The sequence below is a fragment of the Nocardioides ginsengisegetis genome, assembly GCF_014138045.1.
In the GTDB taxonomy this organism is placed as follows: Bacteria; Actinomycetota; Actinomycetes; order Propionibacteriales; family Nocardioidaceae; genus Nocardioides; species Nocardioides ginsengisegetis.
Genome location: NZ_JACGXA010000001.1, coordinates 34,092 through 56,818, shown reverse-complemented (window position 1 = coordinate 56,818; position 22,727 = coordinate 34,092). Strand labels below are relative to the sequence as shown.

Genomic DNA, 22,727 nt, shown 5'->3' with positions numbered 1-22,727 from the left:
TATTTGATGCTTCCCCACCAACGACCTTCCCGGACTGCCCTGAGGTCTCGACTCGACCACGCGGCCGTCACGCTGCTCCGCCTCGTCGCGGACCGGCGCTCCTGGAACCTCGAGGCGGCGGCACGCGACCTGCGCGCCCACGTCGACGACGATGCGGCCCTGCACCTGCTGCGGGCCCGGATCTCGCTGGCGATGCTGGAACGTCCGACGCCCACCGACCAGCGCGCTCTGGCCACCCTGGACCGCGCGTTCCGACCGACCTGGTCCGCCCTGCAGCTCGCGGCGGCCGGACCTCGAGGAGTGAACTGATGACGGCAACCGAACCCATGTCCAGCCCGCTCGTCGAGCAGGCCAAGGGCGTGCTGATGCTCCGCTACGGACACGGCTCGTACGAGTCGCTGGCGACCCTTACGCAGTGGTCGCACGAGGCGGGCGTCACGCTCCAGGCCCTGTGCCGGGCCATGGTCAGCGGCATCTGCCAGGGCCGGGTCGGCCCGGAGGACCGGCACGTCGTGCGGTGGCTGGAGCAGCGGCTGCGCGGCGAGCTGCCGGGCCCGGTCGCGCCGCCCGTGCCGGCGCCGCGCGGTGGCGGCGAGGTCGGCCGGAGCAGCCGTCGGTCGGCGCCCGACATCACGATGGTCAAGCGCTGGCGCTACGCCTCCGCCGTGCACGCGGCGCGGGCGCTCGAGACTGGGGTATAGGGGGGAACCCCGCCGGGGGAAACAAATGGGGGGCGAAATCGGGGGATGAAAGCGGGGGGTAGGAGCAGTGCCGCAGGTCGGTCAAGGACCTGCGGTACTGCCTCCCTTGCCACGCGTTGCCACGTCCCGGGCTTGTGAGGCTCAGGCCTCGCCGCGCACCTGACGGGCGGCGAGCCAGGCGTCGAAGCGCCCTGCCGAGGTCCGGAGGTAGTCACGGACCCGGGTCTCGAGCTCGGCGACCTCGTCGCGGAGCCCGAAGAGCTGGTAGTCGGCCAGGCGCTCCGGCGAGCAATCGTGCTGGGAGTCACCGGCCCGGTCGACGGACGCGCCGCAGTCGGGACAGGGCAGGTAGCGGGAGTGGAACATCGGGGGACCTCGCTTCTCGGTGCTGTCGTGAGCATTCCCAGACGGCACACGGCCCAAACGGTCCATTGCTGCCCGCGGGAGCACAGGTCTAGCGTCGACGAGGGCGGGCAGGTGTCAGAGCGGAGGCTCACATGACAGACAACGCAGACCTCGCACGCAGCATCTACGAGGCGTGGAACCAGCGCGACTTCGACCTCATGGCCGACTCCGTGGCACCCGACGGCACCCTCACCGTCGTCGGCACCGGCGACACCTTCACCGGCCAGGAGGGGTCGCGGCAGTACAACCAGATGTGGGCGGACGCCTTCCCCGACGGCACGATCACGATCGACCGGCTGATCTCCTCGGGCGACCAGGTCGTCGTGGAGTTCACCGGACGCGGCACGCACACCGGCACCCTGGTCACGAGCATGGGCGAGATCCCTGCGACCGGGCGCAGCGTCACGCTGCACCTGTGTGACATCGCCGAGTTCAAGGACGGGAAGGTCCGGACCCAACGGACCTACTTCGACACCGGATCGCTCATGTCCCAGCTCGGGCTCGGGGTCGGGCAGGCCGCCGCATCGACGCAGCAGTAGCGCACCACCACTCCCGAACCAGACACGACACCGACACCTGTCACCGCCCGCACCCTGTCCCACCGCCGTACCCGACATCGGGGACGCCGGGTCAAGCGGCTGCGAGCCGCTGCCGCGGCCGCCAGCATGGGGAGTCATGACGACTGCACCCGGCGGCCGCTCCCGCCGTCTCGGAGCCCTGGGCTGCGCGGCCCTCACGGCCGCCGCCCTCGCCTGCGCCAGCACCACCGTCGGCGGTCCTGCCGACGCCGCACCCGCCGGCACCGTCCATCTCCCCGACCTGACCACGGTCATCCCCACCGACTCCTTCTCCATCGTCGACGGTCCGGACGGGCGGGAGTTCCGCTACACGCACCTGGTCTTCAACCGGGGTGAGGGGCCGTTGCGGATCGAGCCGTCCTACTCCGAGGCCGCCGGGACCTACCTCGGCCACCAGCAGCTCATGACCCACGACGCCGGGGACACCTGGACGGTCGTGGACCAGCGCCGGATCGCCGACGCGTTCACCTTCCACGCCGAGCACGGCCACTTCCACTTCCCGCTGGCGACGTTCGGCCTCTTCGAGGTCGCGCCCGGCGGCGGCATCGGGGCGGCGGTGACCATGTCGCCGAAGGTCGGCTTCTGCATCTCCGACTCCTACATCTACGACACCTCGATGGAGCACGCCGGCGTCGGGCACGACTGGTGGGGCACCTGCGCAGATCCGACGACGCTGCGGGGGCTCTCGGTCGGCGGGGCCGACGAGTACGACTACCGCGACCCCGGCCAGTCGGTGCCCCTGGACGGCGTCCCGGACGGCACGTACTGGTTCCGCGCCATGTCCGACCCCAACAACGACTTCGTCGAGTCCGACGAGAGCAACAACGAGACCGACGTGCTGGTGACCCTGTCGCAGGGCACGGTCACCGTCGGGACGACCACCGAGCCGGACACCACGCCCTGCACCAGCGAGCTGGTGTCACCCGCGGGCGGCGACACGGTCTCGGGCACGGTCGCGCTCACCTCGACGACGTCGGCGGGCAACCCGGCGCGCGTGCGCTACCTCGTCGACGGCACCCCGGTCGGGTCCACGACCGCGGGGGCGCCGTACGACGTGGACTGGGCCTCGGGGACGGTCGTCGACGGCCAGCACTGGCTCGCCGCTCGGGTGACCACCGGCGCGGGTCGCGTCTGCACCTCGCCGGTGCGCGCGATCACGGTCGACAACAGCAGCGGCCCGGACCACGCGGGTCCACTGGTCACGTTCACCGACCCCGAGGCGGGGAGCACCGTGGGCGGCCGCGTCGCGGTCGCGGTCAGGGCGGTCGACGCGAGCGGGGTCGACCACGTGCAGTTCCTGCTGGACGGGAAGCCCCTCAAGGCGGCCCGCACCGCACCGCCGTACACGGTCATCTGGAACAGCCGCGAGACGACCCCCGGGACGCACCACCTCGGCGCCCGGGCCGTCGACACCCGGGGCAACGCCACGACGAGGACCATCCGGGTCGACGTCGTGCCCACCACCCCGCCGAAGCCGCTCAGCATCGACGCGTCCGTCGTCGCCCGCGGCTCCGACAGCCTGACCACGCCGAAGCTGTCCACCTCCTACCGGCGCGAGGTGCTGCTCGCCCTCGTCTCGTACGACGGTCCCGCGGGCGCAGACGGCCAGTCGGCGCAGGTGTCGGGGGCCGGCCTGACCTGGCACCTCGTCAAGCGGAGCAGCTCGCAGTCCGGCGTCTCAGAGATCTGGGCGGCCCGGACGACCGCGCGGGTCAGCTCGCGGACGGTCACGGCAACCCCGGCGTCGCCCGGCTACGACGGGATGCTCAGCGTCGTCTCGGTGCGCAACGGCGCCCGGGTCGGCGTCGCCGCAGCGGCCGGTGCGCCCAGCGGGGCACCGGACTTCTACGTCCCCGCCGTCCAGGAGGGATCGCTCGTCTTCGCCGCGGGCAACGACTGGGACGCCGCCGTCGCGCGAACCCCGGTGTCGAACCAGGTCGTGCGCCGGCAGTGGCTGGACACGGCCGCGGGCGACACGTTCTGGGTGCAGGCGCTCAAGCGCCCCACGACGGCACACCGTCTCGTCACGATCCGCGACACCGCACCCACCGCCGACCAGTGGAACTACGTCGGCGTCGAGGTCGTGGCCCGGCACTGATCCCTCCGTTGCCCGTGGGGCGTGGCGCACCCCACGTCGGACTTTCCTTGTGTGAATAAGTAGTAATGTGATCGACTTCGGTTGTTTTGTTTACTACTGCCCCGTACGACAGGAGCTCACGCATGGCAACCGGACCGGCCTCACCCCGAAAGGTCGCTCTGGCCTCAGCGGTCGGCGCGACCATCGAGTGGTACGACTTCTTCCTCTACGGCACGGCCGCCGGCCTCGTCTTCGGCAAGCTCTTCTTCAACGGCCTCGACGGCCCGGCCGCCCAGTTCGCGGCGTTCGGCACCTTCGCGGTGGGCTTCATCGCCCGACCCATCGGCGGCTTCCTCTTCGGCCACTTCGGGGACCGGATCGGCCGCAAGAAGATGCTGATCTGGACGCTGGCGATCATGGGCCTCGGCACCGCCGCGATCGGCCTGCTCCCGTCGTACGACCGGATCGGCGTGTGGGCACCGGTCCTCCTCATCGTGCTGCGGGTGCTCCAGGGCATCGGCGTGGGCGGCGAGTACGGCGGCGCCGTGCTGCTCGCTGTCGAGTTCGCCCCCCAGGGCCGTCGCGGCTTCTTCGGCAGCTTCGCCCACATCGGCGTGCCCGGCGGGCTCTTCCTCGCCTCGGGCGCGTTCGCCCTGGCGAGCCGCCTGCCCGACGACGCGTTCCTGGCCTGGGGCTGGCGCGCCTGCTTCCTGGTCAGCGTGGTCCTGCTCGCGATCGGCGCCTGGATCCGGATGAGCGTCATGGAGACGCCGGCCTTCGCGCAGGTGCAGGAGGAGAAGCAGGTCTCGGCGATGCCCGTCGGCCAGCTGCTCCGCCGCCAGCCCCGCCGGCTGCTGCTCGGCATGGGCACCCGCTTCATCGAGGGCTTCACCTTCAACTTCTTCTCGGTCTACCTGCTGGCCTACGCCGTGACCACCGTCGGCGTCTCCAAGCAGACCGTCCTCTACTCGATCATGGCCGGCGCCGCCCTCGGCGTCGGGCTCGTGGTCGTGTCCGGCCGGTTGAGCGACCGGTTCGGCCGCAAGACGATCTACAACGCGGGCACCGTGGTCGCGCTGCTCTTCGCGTTCCCCGCCGCCTGGCTCGTGCAGACCGGCCAGACCTGGGCAGTGGCCGCGACCTTCATCGGCGGGCTGGGCGTCATCTACGGCGTCGTCTACGGCCCCCTGGCCGCGTTCTGGAGCGAGCTGTTCGACACGCGCTACCGCTACACGGCGCTCAGCACGCTCTACCAGATGTCCGGCATCGTCGCCTCGGGCTTCACGCCGCTCATCGCCGCCTGGCTGGTCTCCCGCGGGGGTGGAGATCTCTGGCTGGTGGCGACGTACAACGTCGGCGTGGCGCTCGTCAGCCTGGTGTGCGCGCGGTTCCTGCCCGAGACACTCGGTCGGGACCTGCAGGTCGACGAGGCGGCCGAGCCGAACTCGGCGACCGCACCGCGGCACCGGGAGACGGTCGCCGCCTGAAGCAGCGGCACGGCCGGACATCACGAGGGGCGGACCAGGGGTCCGCCCCTCGTTGGCATTTCGCCCGCTGTCGCCCGCTGTCGCCCGCTGTCGCCCGCTGTCGCCCGCTTCGCGGGCGGGTTGCCGCTGCGCGGGGCAGCCTCCCCGGGAGGTCGGGCTTCGGGGTGGGGCCGACGGGGCGCTCCCACGGTCCCCTCGCGAGTCCCTGGGGTCGCCGTGTCGCCGCTACAGGCGGTTTCCCTTCCGTGTTCGCCGTCGGCGGCGCCACGCCGACCTTTTACGGGACCTCGCGAGGGGCCCGCGTGCTCACCCCGCCGTCCCCGGGCCGTCCCCGGGCTCTCGGGCGGGCGGGGAACAAGGTCGGTTGACCACTCAGGTTGCACTGCCGCAGGACAGGGGACATTCCGCGTCAGCGCGGAACGGGTCACTGGGCGACCCTTGACCCCCGCCCGCCCGGGAGCCGGGCGGCGAGCCGTGGGGACGGGCGGGCGCGCACGCGGCGACGATGCGAGGTCCCGTCAAAGGGAGGCGCGGCGCCGCCCAGCGGCGGCCCGGCAGGAAACCCACGCCGTGGCGAGCGACGCGGCGAGCATAGGGACTCGCATCGTCGACGTGGGAGCGACCGTCCGGCCCCACCCCACCCCGCGCCGAGACTGTCCCGGGAAGGCAGCCCCGCGCAGCGGCAACCCGCCCGCGAAGCGGGCGACAGGCTGAGTCGACGTACTCATCTGGACCTGAGCACGGTTTCGCTCCCCCGCAGGGCCTCCGTCGGGCCCAATGAGCGCATGCCTCGCTACGCCGACCCCACCCGCTGCCCGGACTGTGGCTTCCTGCTGCCCGTCGACCCCGACGCCTGCCCGCAGTGCCGGCTGCCGCTCCGCCACCCGCTCGCGAGCCAACTCTTCGCCACGCTCACCTCGGCCGACCAGCTGCTCGCCGACCTGCGCGCCACGATCGACCTGGCCCCGGCCCTCGCCGTCACCCCCGTTCCCCTGCCCGAGGACGCGCCGCCCGCGGCCCGCCGCCGCGGGCTCACGGGCGCGTCGGTGCCCCGGATCCTGCTGAGCCTCGGCGCGCTGTGCCTGCTGGTGGCCGCCATCACGTTCCTCGCGGTCGCGTGGTCGTGGCTCGGTGTCGGTGGGCGTACGACGATCCTCGTCGCCCTGACCCTCCTCAGCGGCGTACTCGGCAACCGCCTCGCCCGGCGCGACCTGCGGGTGGCCGGTGAGGCGCTGACCGTCGTGGCGTTCGGCCTGCTGGCCCTCGACGTGGTCGGCGCCGACAACGCCGGCTGGCTCGGCGACCTCGATGTGCACGGCCTGACGCTGGCCGTCGGTCTGGTGCTGGGTGCGAGCGCGCTGGCGATGGTGGTCGTCGACCGCGCCGGTCTCGTCGCGACGCAGATCGTCGCGGCGTTCGGGCTGTCCGTGGCCGGTGTCGGTGCCCTGGGCTCGACCGTGCACGACCACGTCGTCGCCGTCGTGGTGACCCTCGCGGCCACCACCCTGGCGGTGCTCGGCCGCCGCGTCGGGGCCGCGGCGCTCTCCGTCGCCTCGGTCGCGGTCGCCGGCACGTGGTGGACCGGGCTCGCCCTGTCCGGGCTCTCCGACGCCAGCGACCACGCGTCCGTGCGCGCGCTGTGGCTCGACGGGCACGCCGGCGGCCTCGTGTCCGCGGCGCTGCTCGCCCTGCTCCCTCTCGCCTTCCGACCGAGCCGGGTGGTCGCCAACGCGGCGGCGGCCGTCGCCGCGGTGCTCGCCAGCACCGTCGTGGCCCTGCCGACGCTCGCCGAGGGCATGACGCGGATGGCCCTGACCTGCCTGGTCGCCGTGCTCGTGTGGTCGGGGGTCGCGGCCGTCGTACGGCGTGAGCGGCTGGCCGTGCCGCTGGCCCCGCTGGCCCTCGCCGCCCTCGGCGTTCTCGCGGGTGCCCTCGAGCTCGTCGCGTTCGCGGCGGACAACGTGGTGTCCGCGGGTGACGCCTTCACCCGCACCGCGGGCGTCCGGCTGGTCGCCGCGACACCGGAGACGCACCGGTTGCTGCTCGTCCCGCTGGTCCTCGGGCTGGTGGTGGCCGTCGCGGCGACGGCCGAGCCCCGGCAGCGCCGGACGGTGGGCCTGGCCGCCGTCCCCGTCGTCGCGCTCGCCGCCACCACGACCCTCGCGCTCTTCGCGGTCCCGCTCTGGACGGTCGTCGCCTGCCTCTCGGCCGTCGGGCTCGTCCTCGTCGCCGACGGCGTACGCCGGGCGGGTGGCCGGGGCGCGCAGCAGACGGCCGTCGGTGGGCTGGTGGCCCTGCTCGGCGTGGGTGCCGCACTGCCGAGCGCCGGCCTCACCGCGGCCGCCACGGCGGTGGTCGTGGCCGGGGCCGCCTGGTGCCTGCTGCGCGGCGCCTTCCCCGGCGGCGAGACCGCGGCCGGTGCCGTCCTGCCGCTGTCGCTGGCCGGGCTGGCCTGGTCGCTGGCCGAGGCGGTCTCGGTGGACACCGCCTACCGCGCCGCGCCGGTCCTCGTGGTCGTCGGGCTGCTCGCGATCGCCCTGCCCCGGGTCGAGATCGAGGCAGCCGCCACCCTGGCCGTGCTGCTCGTCGCGCCGCCCGCGATCGAGGCGGCCAGCCGACCCAACACCTCGCTCGCGCTGCACCTCACGCTCGCCGGCGCCCTGGTCACCGCGACCGCGCTGGTGCACCCGTCGCGCCGTCCGGTGGCGTGGCTCGGCGGCCTGCTGCTCGCCGCCGCCACGTGGGTGCGGCTGGCCGACCTCGGCGTCACGGCCCCCGAGGCCTACACCCTGCCGAGCGCCGTCGCACTCGTGCTGGTCGGCCTGTGGCGGCTGCGCCGACTGCCCGACAGCAGCACGGCCACCGCCCTGGCGCCCGGCCTGGTGCTCGCCACCACGCCGTCGCTGCTGTGGCTGGTGACGGGTGACCCGATCTCGTGGCGGGCGGTCCTGCTCGGGCTGGGCTGCCTCGCGCTGGTCCTCATCGGGGTGCGGCTGCGGTGGGGCTCGCCGCTGGTGGTCGGCGGACTGGTCGGCGGGCTGCTCGCCCTGCGCGAGGTGGCGCCGTACACCGGGAACACGCCGCAGTGGGTGCTGATCGGGCTGGCGGGGACCCTGCTGACCGTCGTCGGGGTGACGTGGGAGAGCCGCCTGCACGACCTCCGCCAGGCCACGGCGTACCTCGCCCGGCTCCGGTGACAGCCCGGTGACAGCGCGAGGGGCGAGCCGGACGGCTCGCCCCTCGCGGGTGTCCTGCGGAGTCGTCAGCCGGTGACGACCGTGACCCGCTTGGACTTGTAGGTGCCGTTGTCGGTCACGACCAAGGAGTACAGCGTGACCTTGGTGCCCGGCTTGTACTGCTTGTCGAGCACCGTGTTGAGGCGACCCAGGCTGTTGAGCTCACCCGAGAACACCTGGACGGCCTTGCCGTCGACGACGCGGAAGACCTTGACGCCGGCGTGCGGCGCCGCGGGCAGGGTGTCGACCTTGGCGCGGACGCGGCCGTCGCTGGCCGGCAGCGCCTTGAGGCCCACGCGGGTGTCGTCGTTGACGATGGTGCCGCGCGCGGTGCCGTCGGCGATGGTGCCGAAGCCCGGCGAGCCGAGCGTCAGGGACAGCGACTCGTCGTCCTCGCGGACCTTGTCCGAGATGACCGGCACGCTGATCGTGGCCGTCTTCTGGCCGGCCGGGATGGTGACCTCGCCGCTCGTGGCGGTGTAGTCCTTGCCGGCCTTGGCGGTGCCGTCAGCGGTCCCGTAGGTGACCGTGACGTCCTTGCCGGACGTGCTGTCCAGCGTCACCGGGAACTTCAGCGTCGCGCCGCTGTTGCCCTCGGAGACCCGGGCGTTGCCGACCGAGACCGCCGGCGCGGTGGGCTCGAGGTCGAACTCGTCACTGGCCTTCGTGTGGCCGGTGGCCGCGTCGACCTTGCCGACGGTGATGTCGTCGAGGAAGTACTGGCCGTTCATCTGGGTGTCGGTGCCGCTGCCACCCACGAGGAACGACAGGCCACCGCCGTCGGCGTTGCCATCGGGGGTGTTGTTGACGATCGTCGCGTCCGGGTGGGCGACGAGGTAGTCGTCCAGCGTCACGCTCTGCTGCGGGCCCGGGTCGCCGTTGACGCCCCAGACACCCTCGGCCGCGTGCCACTTCTGCCACGCGTTCTGCTGCACCGCACCGTTGTTGGCCGGGTAGTAGAACAGGCTGGTGTCGCGCTGGCCGTCGCCGTCGTCGTCGAGGCTCAGGCGGGCGTAGACCGGCTGCTGCGGGGTCGCGTTGCCGCTGTTGGGCCGCTGGTAGGTGCCGAAGTCGAGCGTGCGCAGGTCGCGCAGCCGGGTGCCGTCGTACTGCGCGGTGCGGAAGAGCTCCACGCGGTCGGGGTTGGTGTCGTTGGACAGCGTCATCCGCAGGCTGCCCCCACCGGACGGCGGGTTGCCGGGACCCTCGACGAACTGCTGGTCGGAGGTCAGGTAGTTGACGTTGTCGTAGGCCTGCGACGCCCAGCCCTGGGCGTGCCCGGGCTCGACCGTCTGCTGGCTCGTCGCACCGCTGGTCTCGCTGTCCGGACCGAAGTCGAACAGCGTGTCCACGCCGGCCTGGCCCACGATGACCCGGTCGACGTCGTAGCGGCCGTTGTTCTGCGGGTCGGCGTTGCCGGCGTCGTTGCCGCCGGTGACGAGCGCGAGGGCACCGCCGTCGGGCTTGCCCGCGTCGTTGTTCACGAGCTTGGCGCCGGGGTTGTCGCTGGCGTACTGGGCGAGCGTCGTCGTCGCGCCCGGACCGCCGTCGCCGTCGACGCTGATCTTGCCGCTGTCGACGTCCCAGTCCTGCCACTGGCCGTTGGCGACCGGGTGCCCGGCGCGGTCGACGTTGTTGGCCGGGAAGAAGTACAGGCTGTGGTCACGCTCGTTGTCGCCGTTGGTGTCGACGTTGAGCCGCAGGTACGTCGGCTGCCGGAGGTCGCCGGTGCCGGAGGTGCGCTTGGCGTACGTCGAGTACTCCAGGCGGGTCAGCTCGGAGAGGGCGGTCCCGTCGTACTTCGGGGTCCGGTAGAGCTCCGTCTGCACCGTGGACTGCCCGATCTCGATCTGGTGGCTGCCCGTGCCGAACGGCGTGCGCTGCGGCCCGTCGACCTCCGACTGCTGGGGGTCGAGGTCGGCGCCGCCACTGCTCGCCTCGTAGGCCTGCTCGACCCAGTCGGCGTGGCCGGTGATGGTGGACGTGGGCTGGGGGTCACCGTCCGCGAAGGCGGGGACGGTGACGCCGGCGATGACCAGCGACCCGACTGCGAGCACGCTCAGGCGGCTGCGAAGGGGGGAAGTCATGGATCTCCTTGCTGTCGGTGGATCTGCGGTCACCTCCACCCCTAACACACCTCGTGACGACACTTCGAGCGCGGTTGTGAGCCATGTCACGCACCTCGCGGGACTCGCCACGCCGTCGTCGCCGGGGATCCTCCGGGTGTTCACCGCGAGGTCCGACGCCCTGCACATGGTCGAGCGCATGTCATCTCGGAACATCTCGGGCGCCGCCGCCCTCCTCCTCGGCGCGGCCCTCGTCGCCCCCCTCCACCCCGCGGCCGCGCAGGCCGCCACCGACAAGCCGACGTTCGACCTGCAGGCACACCGCGGCGGCATCGGCCTCACGGTCGAGAGCACGCTCGCGTCGTTCGACAAGGCGATCCGGCTGGGGGTCAGCACCCTCGAGCTCGACGTCCAGATCACCGAGGACGGCGAGGCCGTCGTCACCCACGACCGGAAGGTCAACGGCTCGAAGTGCCAGGACACCGGTCCGGCGACGCCGGGCGACCCGGAGTACCCCTACGTCGGCAAGTACGTGAACACGCTGAGCCTCGCCCAGGTGCGCACGCTGGACTGCGGCAGCCAGACGCTGCCGGACTTTCCCGGGCAGCAGGCCTCCCCCGGCGAGCGGATGCCGCTGCTCAGCGAGGTCTTCGACCTCGTGAAGGCCTACCACGCCAACGGGCTCAAGCTGAATGTCGAGACCAAGGTCGAGGCCGGCGCCCCCAGCGAGACCGCACCGATGGAGAAGTTCGTGCAGGTCACCGACCACGAGATCCGGGCCGCCGACATCGCGCCCCAGGTCACGATCCAGAGCTTCGACTGGAGCTCGCTGATGCGGATGAAGCAGGTCGACCCGCGGCTGCCGCTGGTGGCCCTGACCAACTACGACTTCCTCCAGGTCGACCAGCCCGGCAAGTCGCCGTGGCTCGGCGGCCTTGACATCGACGACTTCGACGACGACCCGATCAAGGCGATCGACTCGTTCGGCGCCTCGGCGTTCTCGCCGGTGCACGGCTTCCCGCAGAACGGCAAGGTCACCGACCCCGGCTACCAGCCCTACGTCACCAGGGCGATGGTCGACGAGGCGCACGCCGCCGGGATCAAGGTCATCCCGTGGACCGTCGACGACAAGCCCACGATGAACAAGCTCATCGACGACGGCGTGGACGGGATGATCACCGACTACCCCGACCGGCTCCGCGAGGTCCTCGCCGACCGCGGCTTCGCCCTCCCCCGTGCCTACGGCACGGCCCGCCAGGCCCAGCCCCTGCAGCAGGCGCACGCGCACAACGACTACGAGCACACCCACCCGCTGACCGACGCCCTCGACCACGGCTTCACCAGCGTCGAGGCCGACGTCTGGCTCGTCGACGGCCAGCTGCTCGTCGCCCACGACCGCGACCAGGTCGTCCCGGGCCGGACCCTCGAGAGCCTCTACCTCTCCCCGCTCGAGGCGCGCCGGAAGATGAACGGCGGCACGGAGTACCCCGGCTGGCACGGCACCTTCCAGCTGCTCGTCGACGTGAAGTCCGACGCGTCGACGACCTGGCCGGCCATCGACCGGGTGCTGCGCGAGCACCCCAACCTGATGACGACGTACACCCCCTCGACGACGCAGCAGGGCGCCGTCACCGCCGTCATCAGCGGCAACCGTGACCGCGCGGCCATGCTCGCCCAGCCCACGCGGTACGCCGGCTACGACGGCCGCCTCGCCGACCTCGACCAGGGCACGTCCCCCTCGTTCATGCCGCTGGTCAGCGACAACTGGACCAACACCTTCACGTGGGACGGCGCCGGCCCGATGCCGGCCGCCGAGGAGCAGAAGCTGCGCGACATCGTCGCCCGCGCACACCAGCACGGCTACCGGCTGCGGTTCTGGGCGACCAACGACGTCGCCGGCGCGTCCCGCGATGCGCTGTGGACCGAGCTCGTGAAGGTCGGCGTCGACCAGATCAACACCGACGACCTCGCCGGCCTGCAGAAGTTCCTCGCCCGATGACCGGCCGGAGGAGGACCCTGCAACGCAGCGCGGCCGCCTTCGTCTGCGGCGTCGCCGTCGCGGCCGCGGGCACCACCGGGACCGTGGCTCCCGCGCTGGCCGGCACGTCCGGCGCCCACCTGGACCTCGGGCCGGCCGACCTGCCCGAGTCGCGCACCACCACGACCCTCCAGCCCGGGGTCACGCTGACGCGGATCACCCGCGGGGGCACGGATCCGAGCCTGCGCTGGACGGAGGAGGCCGCCATCCCGGCGACCAGCACGTCCCCCGACCCGGACGCGCCACCCAAGGCGATCTCCGACGAGGCCAGCGCGCGTGCGGAGGCCGACCGGCTGACCGCCAAGGGTTTCGCAGCCCGGGTCGAGCGGGTGCGCCAGCCGCAGACCGCGGACGTCGCGGCCGGCGTCCTGGGCTACCGGGTGCGCGTCGGCAGCTTCACCACGAAGGCCGACGCGGACGCCGAGAAGGCCCGCCTGGCGGCGGCCGGCGAGACGGCCTCGTCGGTCTACACCGGCTGGGACGGCGACGCCTCGGACCGCGGTCCGTGGCACGTCAACGTCCTGCGCATCGACCCGCGCACGTTCTCGGGCCACCTGGGCGGGTCGTTCGGGCCCGACCTCTACCAGCGGGAGAGGACCTCGGACCTGGCCGCCGCCGGCGGCGCCACGGCCGCGATCAACTCCGGCTTCTTCGTGCTCGATCCCGCCGCCGGCGCGCCCGGCGACCCGGCGGGTGCCGGCGTCTACGACGGCCGGATCGTCTCGGAGTCCACCGACGACCGCCCGGCGCTCGTGCTGCACGACGACGCCCGCGGGAGCGCCGTACGACGTCTGACGTGGGGTGGGACCGTCGAGGTCGACGGGCGATCCCTCGACCTCGACGGCATGGACCGGGTTCCGGGCCTGATCCGCAACTGCGGCGGCGACGCGACCGACGCCCCGACGGACCTGCCGCTGCACGACGTCACGTGCGCGGACGGGAGTGAGCTGGTGGCGTTCACCCGGGAGTACGCCGCGTCCACGCCGCAGGGCCCCGGGCGCGAGGTCGTCGTCGAGAAGGGCGCCATCACCGCGGTGCGCGACTCCCGCGGCACCGCCCTCGCCCCCGGCCAGACGGCCCTCCAGGCGACCGGGGACGACGTGTCGCTCCTCGCAGGGGTCAGGGTCGGCGACGAGGTCTCGCTCCACCCCCGGCTGGAGTCCGGCGGCCGGCCGGTCGCGACGCCGCGCGGCACCACCATCACCAACGGCGGGCCGCTGCTCGTCCGCGACGGGAAGATCGACATCACCCAGAAGCGCGACGGCTTCGTCCACCCGGGCGACCCGAGCTTCCAGTACGGCTGGTTCATCAAGCGCAACCCGCGCACCATCGCGGGGATCGACGGGCAGGGCCGCACCGTGCTCATCACCGTCGACGGGCGCACCGACCAGGACCTCGGGCTCTCCGGACCCGAGGCCGCCGCGGTGGCGAAGTCGCTGGGGCTCGTCGACGCGATCAACCTCGACGGCGGCGGCTCGACCACGATGGTGGTCGACGGCCAGGTCATCTCGCACCCCTCGGACGCCACCGGGGAGCGACCGGTCGGGGACGCGCTGCTGATCCGTCCCTGACCATCGCAACAACGCAGCGGCGGTGACCCACGTGGGTCACCGCCGCTGCTCGTCTCACCGGGTTTCGAGGCTCAGGCCCCCAGGGGGCCTTCGCACCTCAACCAGCGGTCAACCGGCGGCGCCGAGTCGGACGTCGTCGACGTGCACGCCGTCCCAGCCGGAGGTCGAGGAGCACAGCGGCCCACCGATCGCCGAGCAGAGGGAGTCGGAGGTGAAGTGGAAGCGGACCTGGACGTTCCCCGCCGGGGCGGTGAACTTCAGGGCGTAGCGCGACCAGCCCGGGGCAGCGGGGTTCTTGCCGGAGAACTCCGCCAGCTGCTTCCACGTCGTCCCGTCGGAGGACCACTCGACCGAGACCGGGTCGAAGCCGCCCTCGGTGTCCATCTTCATCCACCACTCCACGACCGTCGCGCCGCCGGTCCCGGCCGTGGCCGGGGAGGTCAGCGAGGCGTCCATGTTGTCGACGTAGCCCGTGGGGCCGGCGATGGCCCAGGCCTGGCCGGAGTCGTCCGAGGCCGCGTCGGCACCGTGTCCGGGTGAGCCCTGCGACCACGTCAGCGGAACGCCGTCGGCGGTCCAGGACTGGGCGCCGTTCTCGAAGTCCCAGTGGGCGTACTCGTGGCCGATGGTCGGGGTCGGCGGCGGGCCCGGGTCGACCGGGACCGGGATCCGCTTGGCGAAGTCGTAGGTCCACACGCCGCGGCCGAACATCGCCAGGACCGCCTTGTTGGGGTTGCCCGGCTTGGTCGTGATGCTCGCGACCGGCGCGGACGGCAGGCCGCCGAGACGGGCGAACTTCGGTGTCGACTGCGTGACCCCGCGCGGGCCCGAGGCGAACGCCCCGACGTCCGTGGCGACGAGCAGCTGCTTGCCGCGGATCGAGACCCACGTCGCCGGCGCGTCCGGCAGGTTGCCGGTCGCGTTGCGGAACGTGCGACCGCCGTCCTTCGAGACGAACAGGTGGCCGGTGCCGATCTGCTTGTTGGCGTCGCCCACCGCACCCGGCGGCAGCCAGCGCCGCGTGTAGCCACCGAGGGTCACGAAGACGTGCTTCTTGTCCTTCGGGTCGATGGCGACCGACGTGATGTAGCGGTTGGGCAGGCCCTTGGCGGGCACGACGTGCCAGCCGTCGGCCTTGCCCTTCTTGCCGGGCTTGGACCCGCCGACGTTGGTGGCCAGACCGTTCTTGAAGTAGGTCTTCGACGTCGACAGCTTGTTGAGGGTGTCGCAGTAGCCGCAGTAGCCGACGTACTCCGCGTTGCCCCGCACCGCGACCGCCGACATCGAGTTGTCCGGGTCGGTGGTCGAGGACGTGGCCGACGCGTCGCCGGGGTGGCTGCGGGTGCCGAGGTCGAACACCTTGATCCAGGTGGTGGTGCTGCCGTCGGCGTCCGCGGCGGCGGTCATGCCGGCGTCGGTGCGCGGGCCCACCAGCGTCTCGACGACCTCACGGCCGGCGGTCAGCAGGTGGTCGGCGTCCAGCGGGTCCATCTGGAACGGGTTGGAGAACTTCGACGAGGTCAGGCCCGGGTCCATGTCCTTCCACGAGGTGCCGCCTTCGGACGTGCCGGACACGGCGCCGTTGGTGTACTCCTCGTAGGCGACCTTGGAGTCGTCGGGGTCGACCGCGCTGAAGAAGCCGTCGCCGCCGTAGGTCTCGTACTGCTTGCGGGTCTTGCCGTCGATCTTCAGGTTGCCGTTGTCCTGCAGGCCGCCCCAGACCGTGCCGTCCTTCGCCATCGCGGCGAAGTAGGGCATCAGCGTGTAGAAGCCCGTCTGGTTGCCCTTGCCCCAGTGGGAGTTGTCGAGCTCGGCGTCGTCGTCGTTCTCGAACTGGTAGCGGTAGGAGCCGCCGTCGTTGCCGACGACGAGCTGCACGCCGCCCTGGACCGACTTGTCGGCGAACCAGATGCCGTCCTGCTGGTCCGGGTGCGTCGTGTTGTTGTTGTCGGTGGGCTCACGGTCGCCGGGGCAGGTCGGGAGTCCGGTGGAGAGCAGCAGGCAGGAGCTGCCGCCGAAGTACTTGCCGACCACGCGGAAGTGCACGGGGGCGGTGCCGTCGAGCGGCTCCTCGACACCGGTGGACTCGTTGGTCCAGATCTCCTCGAGGCCGAAGGCCAGCCGCGTCGGGATGCCGTTGGCGTCCTGGCGGGTGGGGTCGGGCTGGACCCAGAGGTTGTACCAACCCTGGACGCCCGGCTGGTAGCCGGTGGCCGTGCCGGTGCCGACGAGGGCCGAGCCGGTGGTCGGGTCCCCGGCGAGCTGGGTGCCGCTGGCCAGCCTGCTCCACGTGGTGCCGAAGTCGCTGGAGACGTAGAGGCCGTTGAGGACGGTGCTGCCGACCGGCGGCTTCGCCCCCTCGGGTACGTCGATCCCCGAGACGCCGCCGTTGTTGAGCAGGTTGGCGTCCTGGACCAGCGCGTAGAGCACGTCGTGGTCCTGCTGCGGTCCCACGGCGTTGCCGAGCTCGACCCGGCCGATCGCGTCCTGGGCGGCGAAGCCGGTCACGGCCAGCTTCTTGAACGTGCCGGGCTTGCCGGTGCCGGAGCGGTAGACGCCGTTGCGGGGGCTCTGGACGGTGCCGTCCTGGTTCTTGCGCTGCCCGCCGCGCCAGCCGATGGTCGCGACCACGGTGCCGGCCTTCGTGGTGGTGCCCTCACCGCCGGCGGCCGCGACGACCACGTCGGTGACGACGTTGCGCAGCGCGCAGCGCGGGTGGGTCGTGGAGTCGGTGACGCCGGTGCATCGACCGGTCGGCAGCTTGAGGTTGCGGTAGGTGCGGCCGCCGTCGGTCGAGCCGAACAGGCCCAGCTGGGTGGCGGCGTACACGCGTCGGGGGTTGGCCTGGTCGACCGCGATCGCGAAGCCGAGCGCTCCGGAGGGCACGCCCTTCGACCGGGTCCAGTGCTTGCCGAGGTCGCCGGACCAGTAGGCGCCCAGGCCGGTGTAGGCCGAGGAGCCGAAGGTCGGCTCACCGGTCAGCGCCAGCAGCGTGCCGCCGCGGGCGGGGGACCAGCCCACGGCGCCGGTGACCGTGGTGGGCAGGTTGCCGTTGGCGTTGCGCCAGGTGGCCGCCTTGTCGTCCGAGCGCCAGATGCCGCCGTTGCCGACGGCGGCGAACAGCCGGCCGGCCTTGGCGTCGTAGACGTAGGAGTCGATCCGCCCCATGTTGTGGGAGAGGCCCAGCCCGTTGACCTCGGGATAGGCCGGGTCGTCGACGACCAGCGGGCCCTTGCCGTACTGGTGGGCGGTGCCGGCGGTGCCCGGCACCGAGCCGGGGGTCAGCGCTGCGGCCTCGCGGGCCGCGTTGACCGCTGCGCCGTCCTGGTAGGCGCCGTAGGGCGCGAGGCGGGAGATGGCCCGGGCGCCGAACATCGCCGAGAGCTCCTTGAGCGACTCGGGCCGCTTGCTGCGCACGCAGAGGTGTCCCCAGTCCTCGGGGTCGGTGCCGGCGAGCATCGGGAGCTCCTTGACGGCCTCGCGCACCAGCTCGGGGTCCAGGCCGGACTCCTCGTGGTCGCCCTCGGACTCCTCGCGCTCGCGCTCGGCCTCCTGCTCGGCCCCGGCGTCACCCTCGCCGCCGGACGCGCGCTCGTTGCGCATCTCCGAGCGGACCTCGGTGATCGCGGCGAGCACCGGCTGGTAGCCGCTCGCGCAGGAGCCGGACGCCTCCGCGTCGCGCTCGGCGCGGTCGGTGGACCGCAGGACCAGGGCCGACAGGGCCCCCGCCACCACGAGGGCCAGGACGGTGGCGATCAGGATCCATCTGTTGACGTGGCGCATGCAGGCTCCTCCGTGGGCGGGCGCGACTACCCGGCATCATGGGGCCCAACGGTGGACGACGTACATGGTTATGAGTCGTTCACTGGGGGAATGCACGCAAACTCCCCCTCTCCCGCGCGCGTGGGGAATGATGGGGCCCTCGGAAAGAGGGGACACATGCAGGAGCACACGGGGATGCTCCGTTGGATCGCTGCGGCGAGCACCGACGGTCTGTGGATCCTTGACGAGCACGGACGGACGGTCTTCGCCAACGACCGCTTCGCCGAGCTCATCGGCCGCTCCCCCGCCGAGCTGGAGACGATCTCGGCCCTCGAGCTGCTCGACGAGGAGGGCCGGGTCCAGTTCCGCAGGCACCTGGCCGACATGGCCGCCGGGCACCCCGGCGAGGAGAACCTCGAGACGCTCTTCCTGCGCCCCGACGGCAGCCCGATGTGGTGCCTGGCCAGCTGGGGCCCCGTCCACGACGGTGATGGCACGCGGCTGGGCTGGCTGCACCGGATCACGCCGTACGCCGAGCGCAAGGAGCTGCTCGGCGAGCTTCAGCACCGCAGCGAGCAGCTCGCGACCGCCCAGCGGATCGCCCACCTCGGCAGCTGGGAGTGGGACGTCGCGAGCGACACGGTGACCTGGTCCGACGAGCTCTACCGGATCTACAACCTCGAGCCACAGGAGTTCGAGGCGACCTACGAGGGCTTCCTGCAGTTCGTGCACCCCGAGGACCGGCCGCTGGTGAAGGGGCACGTCGAGTCGACGTTCGGCGGGGTCGACGAGTTCGCGTGGGACGCCCGCATCGTCCGCAAGGGCGGCGAGATCCGGTGGGTGCGCGGCCTGGGCCTGGTCGAGCGCGGCCCCGACGGGATGCCGGTCAAGATGGGCGGCACCGCCCAGGACATCACCGACCTCAAACGGGCCGACGAGCTGGCCGCCGAGGCCACCCGGCGGCTCGAGCTGCTCCAGCAGATGGCGATGGCCGCCAACCAGGCCGACAGCCTGGAGGAGGCCATCACGATGATGGCGATCGGCCTGCCGGTGCACACGAGCTGGGCGGCGACGTCGGTGTTCCTGGTCGGCAAGGACGACGGCGTGCTGCGCCCGCGTGCCCTGCCCCACGACCACGTCGAGTGGAGCGTGCCGCCCGATCCGGTGCTCGCCGAACGCGCCCGCATCTCGCGCCGGATGGAGGTCGGCCGGCCGCCGACCCACCAGGACACCCACAGCGTGGTGGCCATCCCGATCCTGCTCCGGGGTGACAGCGTCGCGGTGATCCAGGTGCTGGCCGACGAGGTGCCGCCCGACGACAACTCGCGCTTCCTGATCGGCCAGATCGCTGGCCAGCTCAGCCTGGTCGCCGAGCGCGAGCGCAACGCGGCCCAGCTGGCCGAGGCCCGGGACGAGGCGATGGAGGCCTCCCGGCTGAAGTCGGAGTTCCTGGCCACCATGAGCCACGAGATCCGCACCCCGATGAACGGCGTGATCGGCCTCAACGACCTGATGATGCGCACCGACCTGGACGCCCACCAGCGGCGCCTCGCCGAGGGTCTGCAGAGCGCCGGCCTGACCCTGCTCGGGATCATCAACGACATCCTCGACCTGTCCAAGATCGAGTCCGGCAAGCTCGAGCTCGAGGAGGCCGACTTCGACGTCCGCGCCGTCTTCGAGCAGACCGCCGCGGTGCTGAGCGGGCCGGCCCACGACAAGGGGCTCGAGCTGGTCGTCGCCTGCCACCCGGATGTTCCGCTCTTCCTGCGGGGCGACCCCGTGCGGTTCGGTCAGGTGCTGACCAACCTGGGCTCCAACGCCGTGAAGTTCACGGACTCCGGCGAGGTGGTCGTCCAGGCGACCGTCGAGAGCCAGTCGCACGACGCCGTGGTCCTGCGCGTCGAGGTCACCGACACCGGTGTCGGGATCCGTCCCGATGCCCGCGACCGGCTCTTCGACGCGTTCACGCAGGCCGATCCCTCGACGACCCGGCGCCACGGCGGCACCGGCCTGGGCCTGGCCATCTCCCGCCAGCTGGTCGAGGCGCTCGGCGGCGAGATCGACCTGCGGAGCGAGCTGGGCCGCGGCAGCACCTTCACGTTCACCGCGCGGTTCGCCCGGGCGACCGGTGCCCCGCAGCGCCCGCAGGTCTCCCCGCACGTGCTCAACGCCAAGCGGGTGCTGGTCGTCGACGACAACGAGACCAACCGCTTCATCCTCACCGAGCAGCTCGCCGCCTGGCAGCTCCGGCCGGTGGCCGCCGCCGACGGGCGCGAGGCCCTGATGCGGCTGCGCGAGGCCGCCGAGGAGGGGCAGCCCTTCGACGTCGCGCTGCTCGACATGGTCATGCCCGGCATGGACGGCCTCGAGCTGGCCCGCCGGATCGGCGCCGACCGGTCCCTGGGCCGCCCGGCGATGCTGCTGCTCTCCTCCGACCAGGGCGTCGGCGCCCAGCTGGTCCACCAGGCCGGCATCCGGGCGGCCCTCAGCAAGCCGGTGCGGCACTCCGAGCTGTTCGACACGCTGCTGGACCTGCTCGCCTCCGGTCCCGCCGCCGCACCCCGGGAGGTCGAGCACGAGTCGGCGCCGGCGATCGACGTACGCGTGCTGGTGGTGGAGGACAACCAGGTCAACCAGCTCGTCGCGATGGGACTCCTCGAGTCGATCGGCTGCAAGGTCGACATCGCCAACGACGGCGCCGAGGCGGTCGAGATGCTGGCCCGCCCGCACTCCTACGCCGCCGTCCTCATGGACTGCCGGATGCCGCGCCTCGACGGCTTCGACGCCACCCGGGCGGTCCGGGCCCACGAGCCGCCGGGCCGGCACGTCCCGATCATCGCGATGACCGCCTCGGCCCTCGAGGGCGAGCGGGAGCGCTGCCTGGCGGTCGGCATGGACGACTTCCTGACCAAGCCCGTGGACGCCGCCGAGCTGGAGCGGGTGATCCGCCAGTGGACCGGGGTCTCCGACCCGCCGCAGGCTCAGGCCCGCCCGGTGGAGGCGCCCCGGGCGCGGTCGGTGGTGCCCGAGTCCTCGATCCTCGACCCCGACCGGCGGCGGATGCTGGAGGAGCTGAAGAAGGACGGCGTCAGCTTCTTCGAGCGCACGTCGGCGTCCTTCATGTCCCGCGTCGGTGACCAGGTGGTCGCGATCCGGGACGCCATCGACTCCCGTGACGCCCACCGGCTGATGAGCTCGGCACACCAGCTCAAGGGCAGTGCGCTCAACCTCGGGCTGCCGCTCGTGGGCGCGACGGCCGCCCGGCTCGAGGCCCTCGGCGACGGTGGCCGGACCGACGGCGCGACCGAGCTGCTCGCCGAGCTCGTCGTCGAGATCGACCGGGCGGTCGCCGCCCTCAAGACCTCGATCGGCAGCCGGGGCTGACCGCTCACCCTGCGCTGGGCGGCTGCCAGACTGCTGGGGTGCTGCCCCGCTTCGAGATCGTCGGCCGGCGCCGGCCCGTCGACCTCGTCTCTCCCGGGTCCGCCCTCGTCGACGCGGCGACCGCCGGAGCCGTCGAGTGGGCCACGCCGCACCCCGCGCCGTACGCCGCGGTCGTCGCGACGGGCCCGCCCACCAGCGGCACCCTCACCCTGTCGCTCACCGGCGGGGACGTCCGCCTCTCCGGGGAGTACGACGCGTCGCGGGGTGCCGTGGGGCTCACCGTCCGTGCGGGCGGTGCCACGACGACCCACGCCAGCCGTCGCAGCGGCCGGGCGACCGCGCCGGTCGACGGCGTCGCCCTGACCCTGACCGGCACCCACCTGACCGTGCTCACCCACGAGGCCGGCACCTGGCTGGCCCGCGGCCGCGTGAACCTCGCCGAGCGGTGCGACACGCGGGACGAGGTCTGGCTCGCTTCCCTGGTCACCGCCGTCGACGGACCCGTCGAGCGCCTCACGGCCGGCGGCTTCGGCCAGCTCGGGCTGCGCGACGTCCGGCTCGTCACCCGGGAGGACGGCAGCCCGGTCCGTGACGGTGACGACCTGCTCCTCAGCGCCACCAGCGCAGGACCGGGCTTCTTCGACACCGCCCACACCTCGCTGTGGCGGCTCTCCCCCGCGCTCGACCTCGCCCACGTCTCCGACGTGTTCTTCCGCCGCCCGGACCGTCCGGGGGTCTTCGGCGACCACGCGACCCACGTGGTGCGCCGCGACGACGACTGGCTGGTCGCGACCAGCACGTGGGGCGACTTCGACCGGCGCCGGCCCGGGGCATCGGTGGCGATCACGCTCGCCACGACGCGTGCCGACCTGCTCGCCGGCCGGCACGTCCTCGACACCCGTCCGCTCGCGGTCCCCACCACGGGGTTGCGCTCGGTCGGCGTCTGGGACCCGCACCTGGTCCGGATCGGGGACACCTGGCACGTGGGTTTCGTCAGCGCCCCGAAGTTCTTCCGCTTCCACCCGGCCCTGGCGGCGGGCCCGTCCCTCGACGAGCTCACGCTGGTGGGCGCCGACACGGGCCGGATCGCGACCGAGGGCACCACGCTGGTCCGCCTCGACGACGGATGGCGGGTGCTGGCCAGCGACGGCCGCGACGGGCGCCGGGGCCAGCGGCGCGGCTACCCGGTGTACGACCTCGCGCTGGCCGAGGTCGGCGGGCTCGACGCGCCGTACCCCACCAACATCCCGTGGCCCACGCTCGTCCGCGAGGACGACGGCTGGCTGATGGTCGGCTTCAACGGCGCGTCGTACGGCGGCCGGCTGGTCGGCTACGGCAGCCACGGCGACGTGGTGCTGATGCGGACGTCCCCGGCCGACCGAATCGGAATACCCGCCGGTCACGACTAGCCTTGTGAGCACG

13 protein-coding genes are annotated in these 22,727 nt (G+C 72.7%); 10 read left to right on the top strand and 3 right to left on the bottom strand.

What is annotated here, in order from left to right; genetic code table 11:
- Positions 1–6: 6 nt before the first annotated feature.
- Both FB382_RS00245 and FB382_RS00240 read left to right on the top strand, forming a co-directional pair.
- On the top strand, positions 7–309 hold the full coding sequence (locus FB382_RS00245; protein ID WP_182535766.1) for a hypothetical protein: 303 nt from the start codon (positions 7–9) through the stop codon (positions 307–309).
- Positions 309–701 (top strand): ANTAR domain-containing protein, encoded by a 393-nt coding sequence (locus FB382_RS00240; protein ID WP_182535764.1) that lies wholly within the window; start codon positions 309–311, stop codon positions 699–701. Before FB382_RS00245 ends, FB382_RS00240 begins: the two co-directional genes overlap by 1 nt.
- Positions 702–842: 141 nt before the next feature.
- Here the strand turns inward: FB382_RS00240 and FB382_RS00235 are convergent, their stop codons facing one another.
- Positions 843–1,067: a hypothetical protein gene (locus FB382_RS00235; protein ID WP_182535762.1), complete on the bottom strand. Its 225-nt coding sequence runs from the start codon at positions 1,065–1,067 to the stop codon at positions 843–845.
- 131 nt (positions 1,068–1,198) lie between these two features.
- On the opposite strand from FB382_RS00235, the gene FB382_RS00230 reads away from it, so the two are divergent.
- The 4 genes from FB382_RS00230 to FB382_RS00215 all read left to right on the top strand — a co-directional run bounded on the left by FB382_RS00230 (position 1,199) and on the right by FB382_RS00215 (position 8,445).
- On the top strand, positions 1,199–1,645 hold the full coding sequence (locus tag FB382_RS00230) for an ester cyclase (RefSeq protein ID WP_182535760.1): 447 nt from the start codon (positions 1,199–1,201) through the stop codon (positions 1,643–1,645).
- Between the two features lie 136 nt (positions 1,646–1,781).
- Positions 1,782–3,782, top strand: a complete 2,001-nt coding sequence (locus FB382_RS00225) for an Ig-like domain-containing protein (RefSeq protein WP_182535758.1) — start codon at positions 1,782–1,784, stop codon at positions 3,780–3,782.
- A 122-nt stretch (positions 3,783–3,904) separates the two neighbouring features.
- Positions 3,905–5,248 (top strand): MFS transporter, encoded by a 1,344-nt coding sequence (locus tag FB382_RS00220; RefSeq protein WP_182535756.1) that lies wholly within the window; start codon positions 3,905–3,907, stop codon positions 5,246–5,248.
- A 785-nt stretch (positions 5,249–6,033) separates the two neighbouring features.
- Positions 6,034–8,445: an SCO7613 C-terminal domain-containing membrane protein gene (locus tag FB382_RS00215; protein WP_182535754.1), complete on the top strand. Its 2,412-nt coding sequence runs from the start codon at positions 6,034–6,036 to the stop codon at positions 8,443–8,445.
- A gap of 65 nt (positions 8,446–8,510) precedes the next feature.
- On the opposite strand, the gene FB382_RS00210 is transcribed toward FB382_RS00215, so the two are convergent.
- Positions 8,511–10,571, bottom strand: coding sequence for a Calx-beta domain-containing protein (locus FB382_RS00210; RefSeq protein WP_182535752.1), 2,061 nt, complete (start codon positions 10,569–10,571; stop codon positions 8,511–8,513).
- A gap of 178 nt (positions 10,572–10,749) precedes the next feature.
- On the opposite strand from FB382_RS00210, the gene FB382_RS00205 reads away from it, so the two are divergent.
- Positions 10,750–12,549 carry a glycerophosphodiester phosphodiesterase family protein gene (locus tag FB382_RS00205; RefSeq protein ID WP_182535750.1) on the top strand — a complete coding sequence of 600 codons (1,800 nt, stop codon included), beginning with the start codon at positions 10,750–10,752 and terminating at the stop codon, positions 12,547–12,549.
- Positions 12,546–14,159, top strand: a complete 1,614-nt coding sequence (locus FB382_RS00200; protein ID WP_182535748.1) for a phosphodiester glycosidase family protein — start codon at positions 12,546–12,548, stop codon at positions 14,157–14,159. The genes FB382_RS00205 and FB382_RS00200 overlap by 4 nt, the downstream gene beginning before the upstream one ends.
- A 108-nt stretch (positions 14,160–14,267) precedes the next feature.
- Here the strand turns inward: FB382_RS00200 and FB382_RS00195 are convergent, their stop codons facing one another.
- On the bottom strand, positions 14,268–17,942 hold the full coding sequence (locus tag FB382_RS00195; RefSeq protein WP_182535746.1) for a hypothetical protein: 3,675 nt from the start codon (positions 17,940–17,942) through the stop codon (positions 14,268–14,270).
- A 156-nt stretch (positions 17,943–18,098) separates the two neighbouring features.
- Between FB382_RS00195 and FB382_RS00190 the strand changes: the two genes are divergently transcribed.
- Both FB382_RS00190 and FB382_RS00185 read left to right on the top strand, forming a co-directional pair.
- Positions 18,099–21,305: a response regulator gene (locus FB382_RS00190; protein WP_182535744.1), complete on the top strand. Its 3,207-nt coding sequence runs from the start codon at positions 18,099–18,101 to the stop codon at positions 21,303–21,305.
- Between the two features lie 38 nt (positions 21,306–21,343).
- On the top strand, positions 21,344–22,714 hold the full coding sequence (locus FB382_RS00185; RefSeq protein ID WP_182535742.1) for a hypothetical protein: 1,371 nt from the start codon (positions 21,344–21,346) through the stop codon (positions 22,712–22,714).
- Positions 22,715–22,727: the final 13 nt, after the last annotated feature.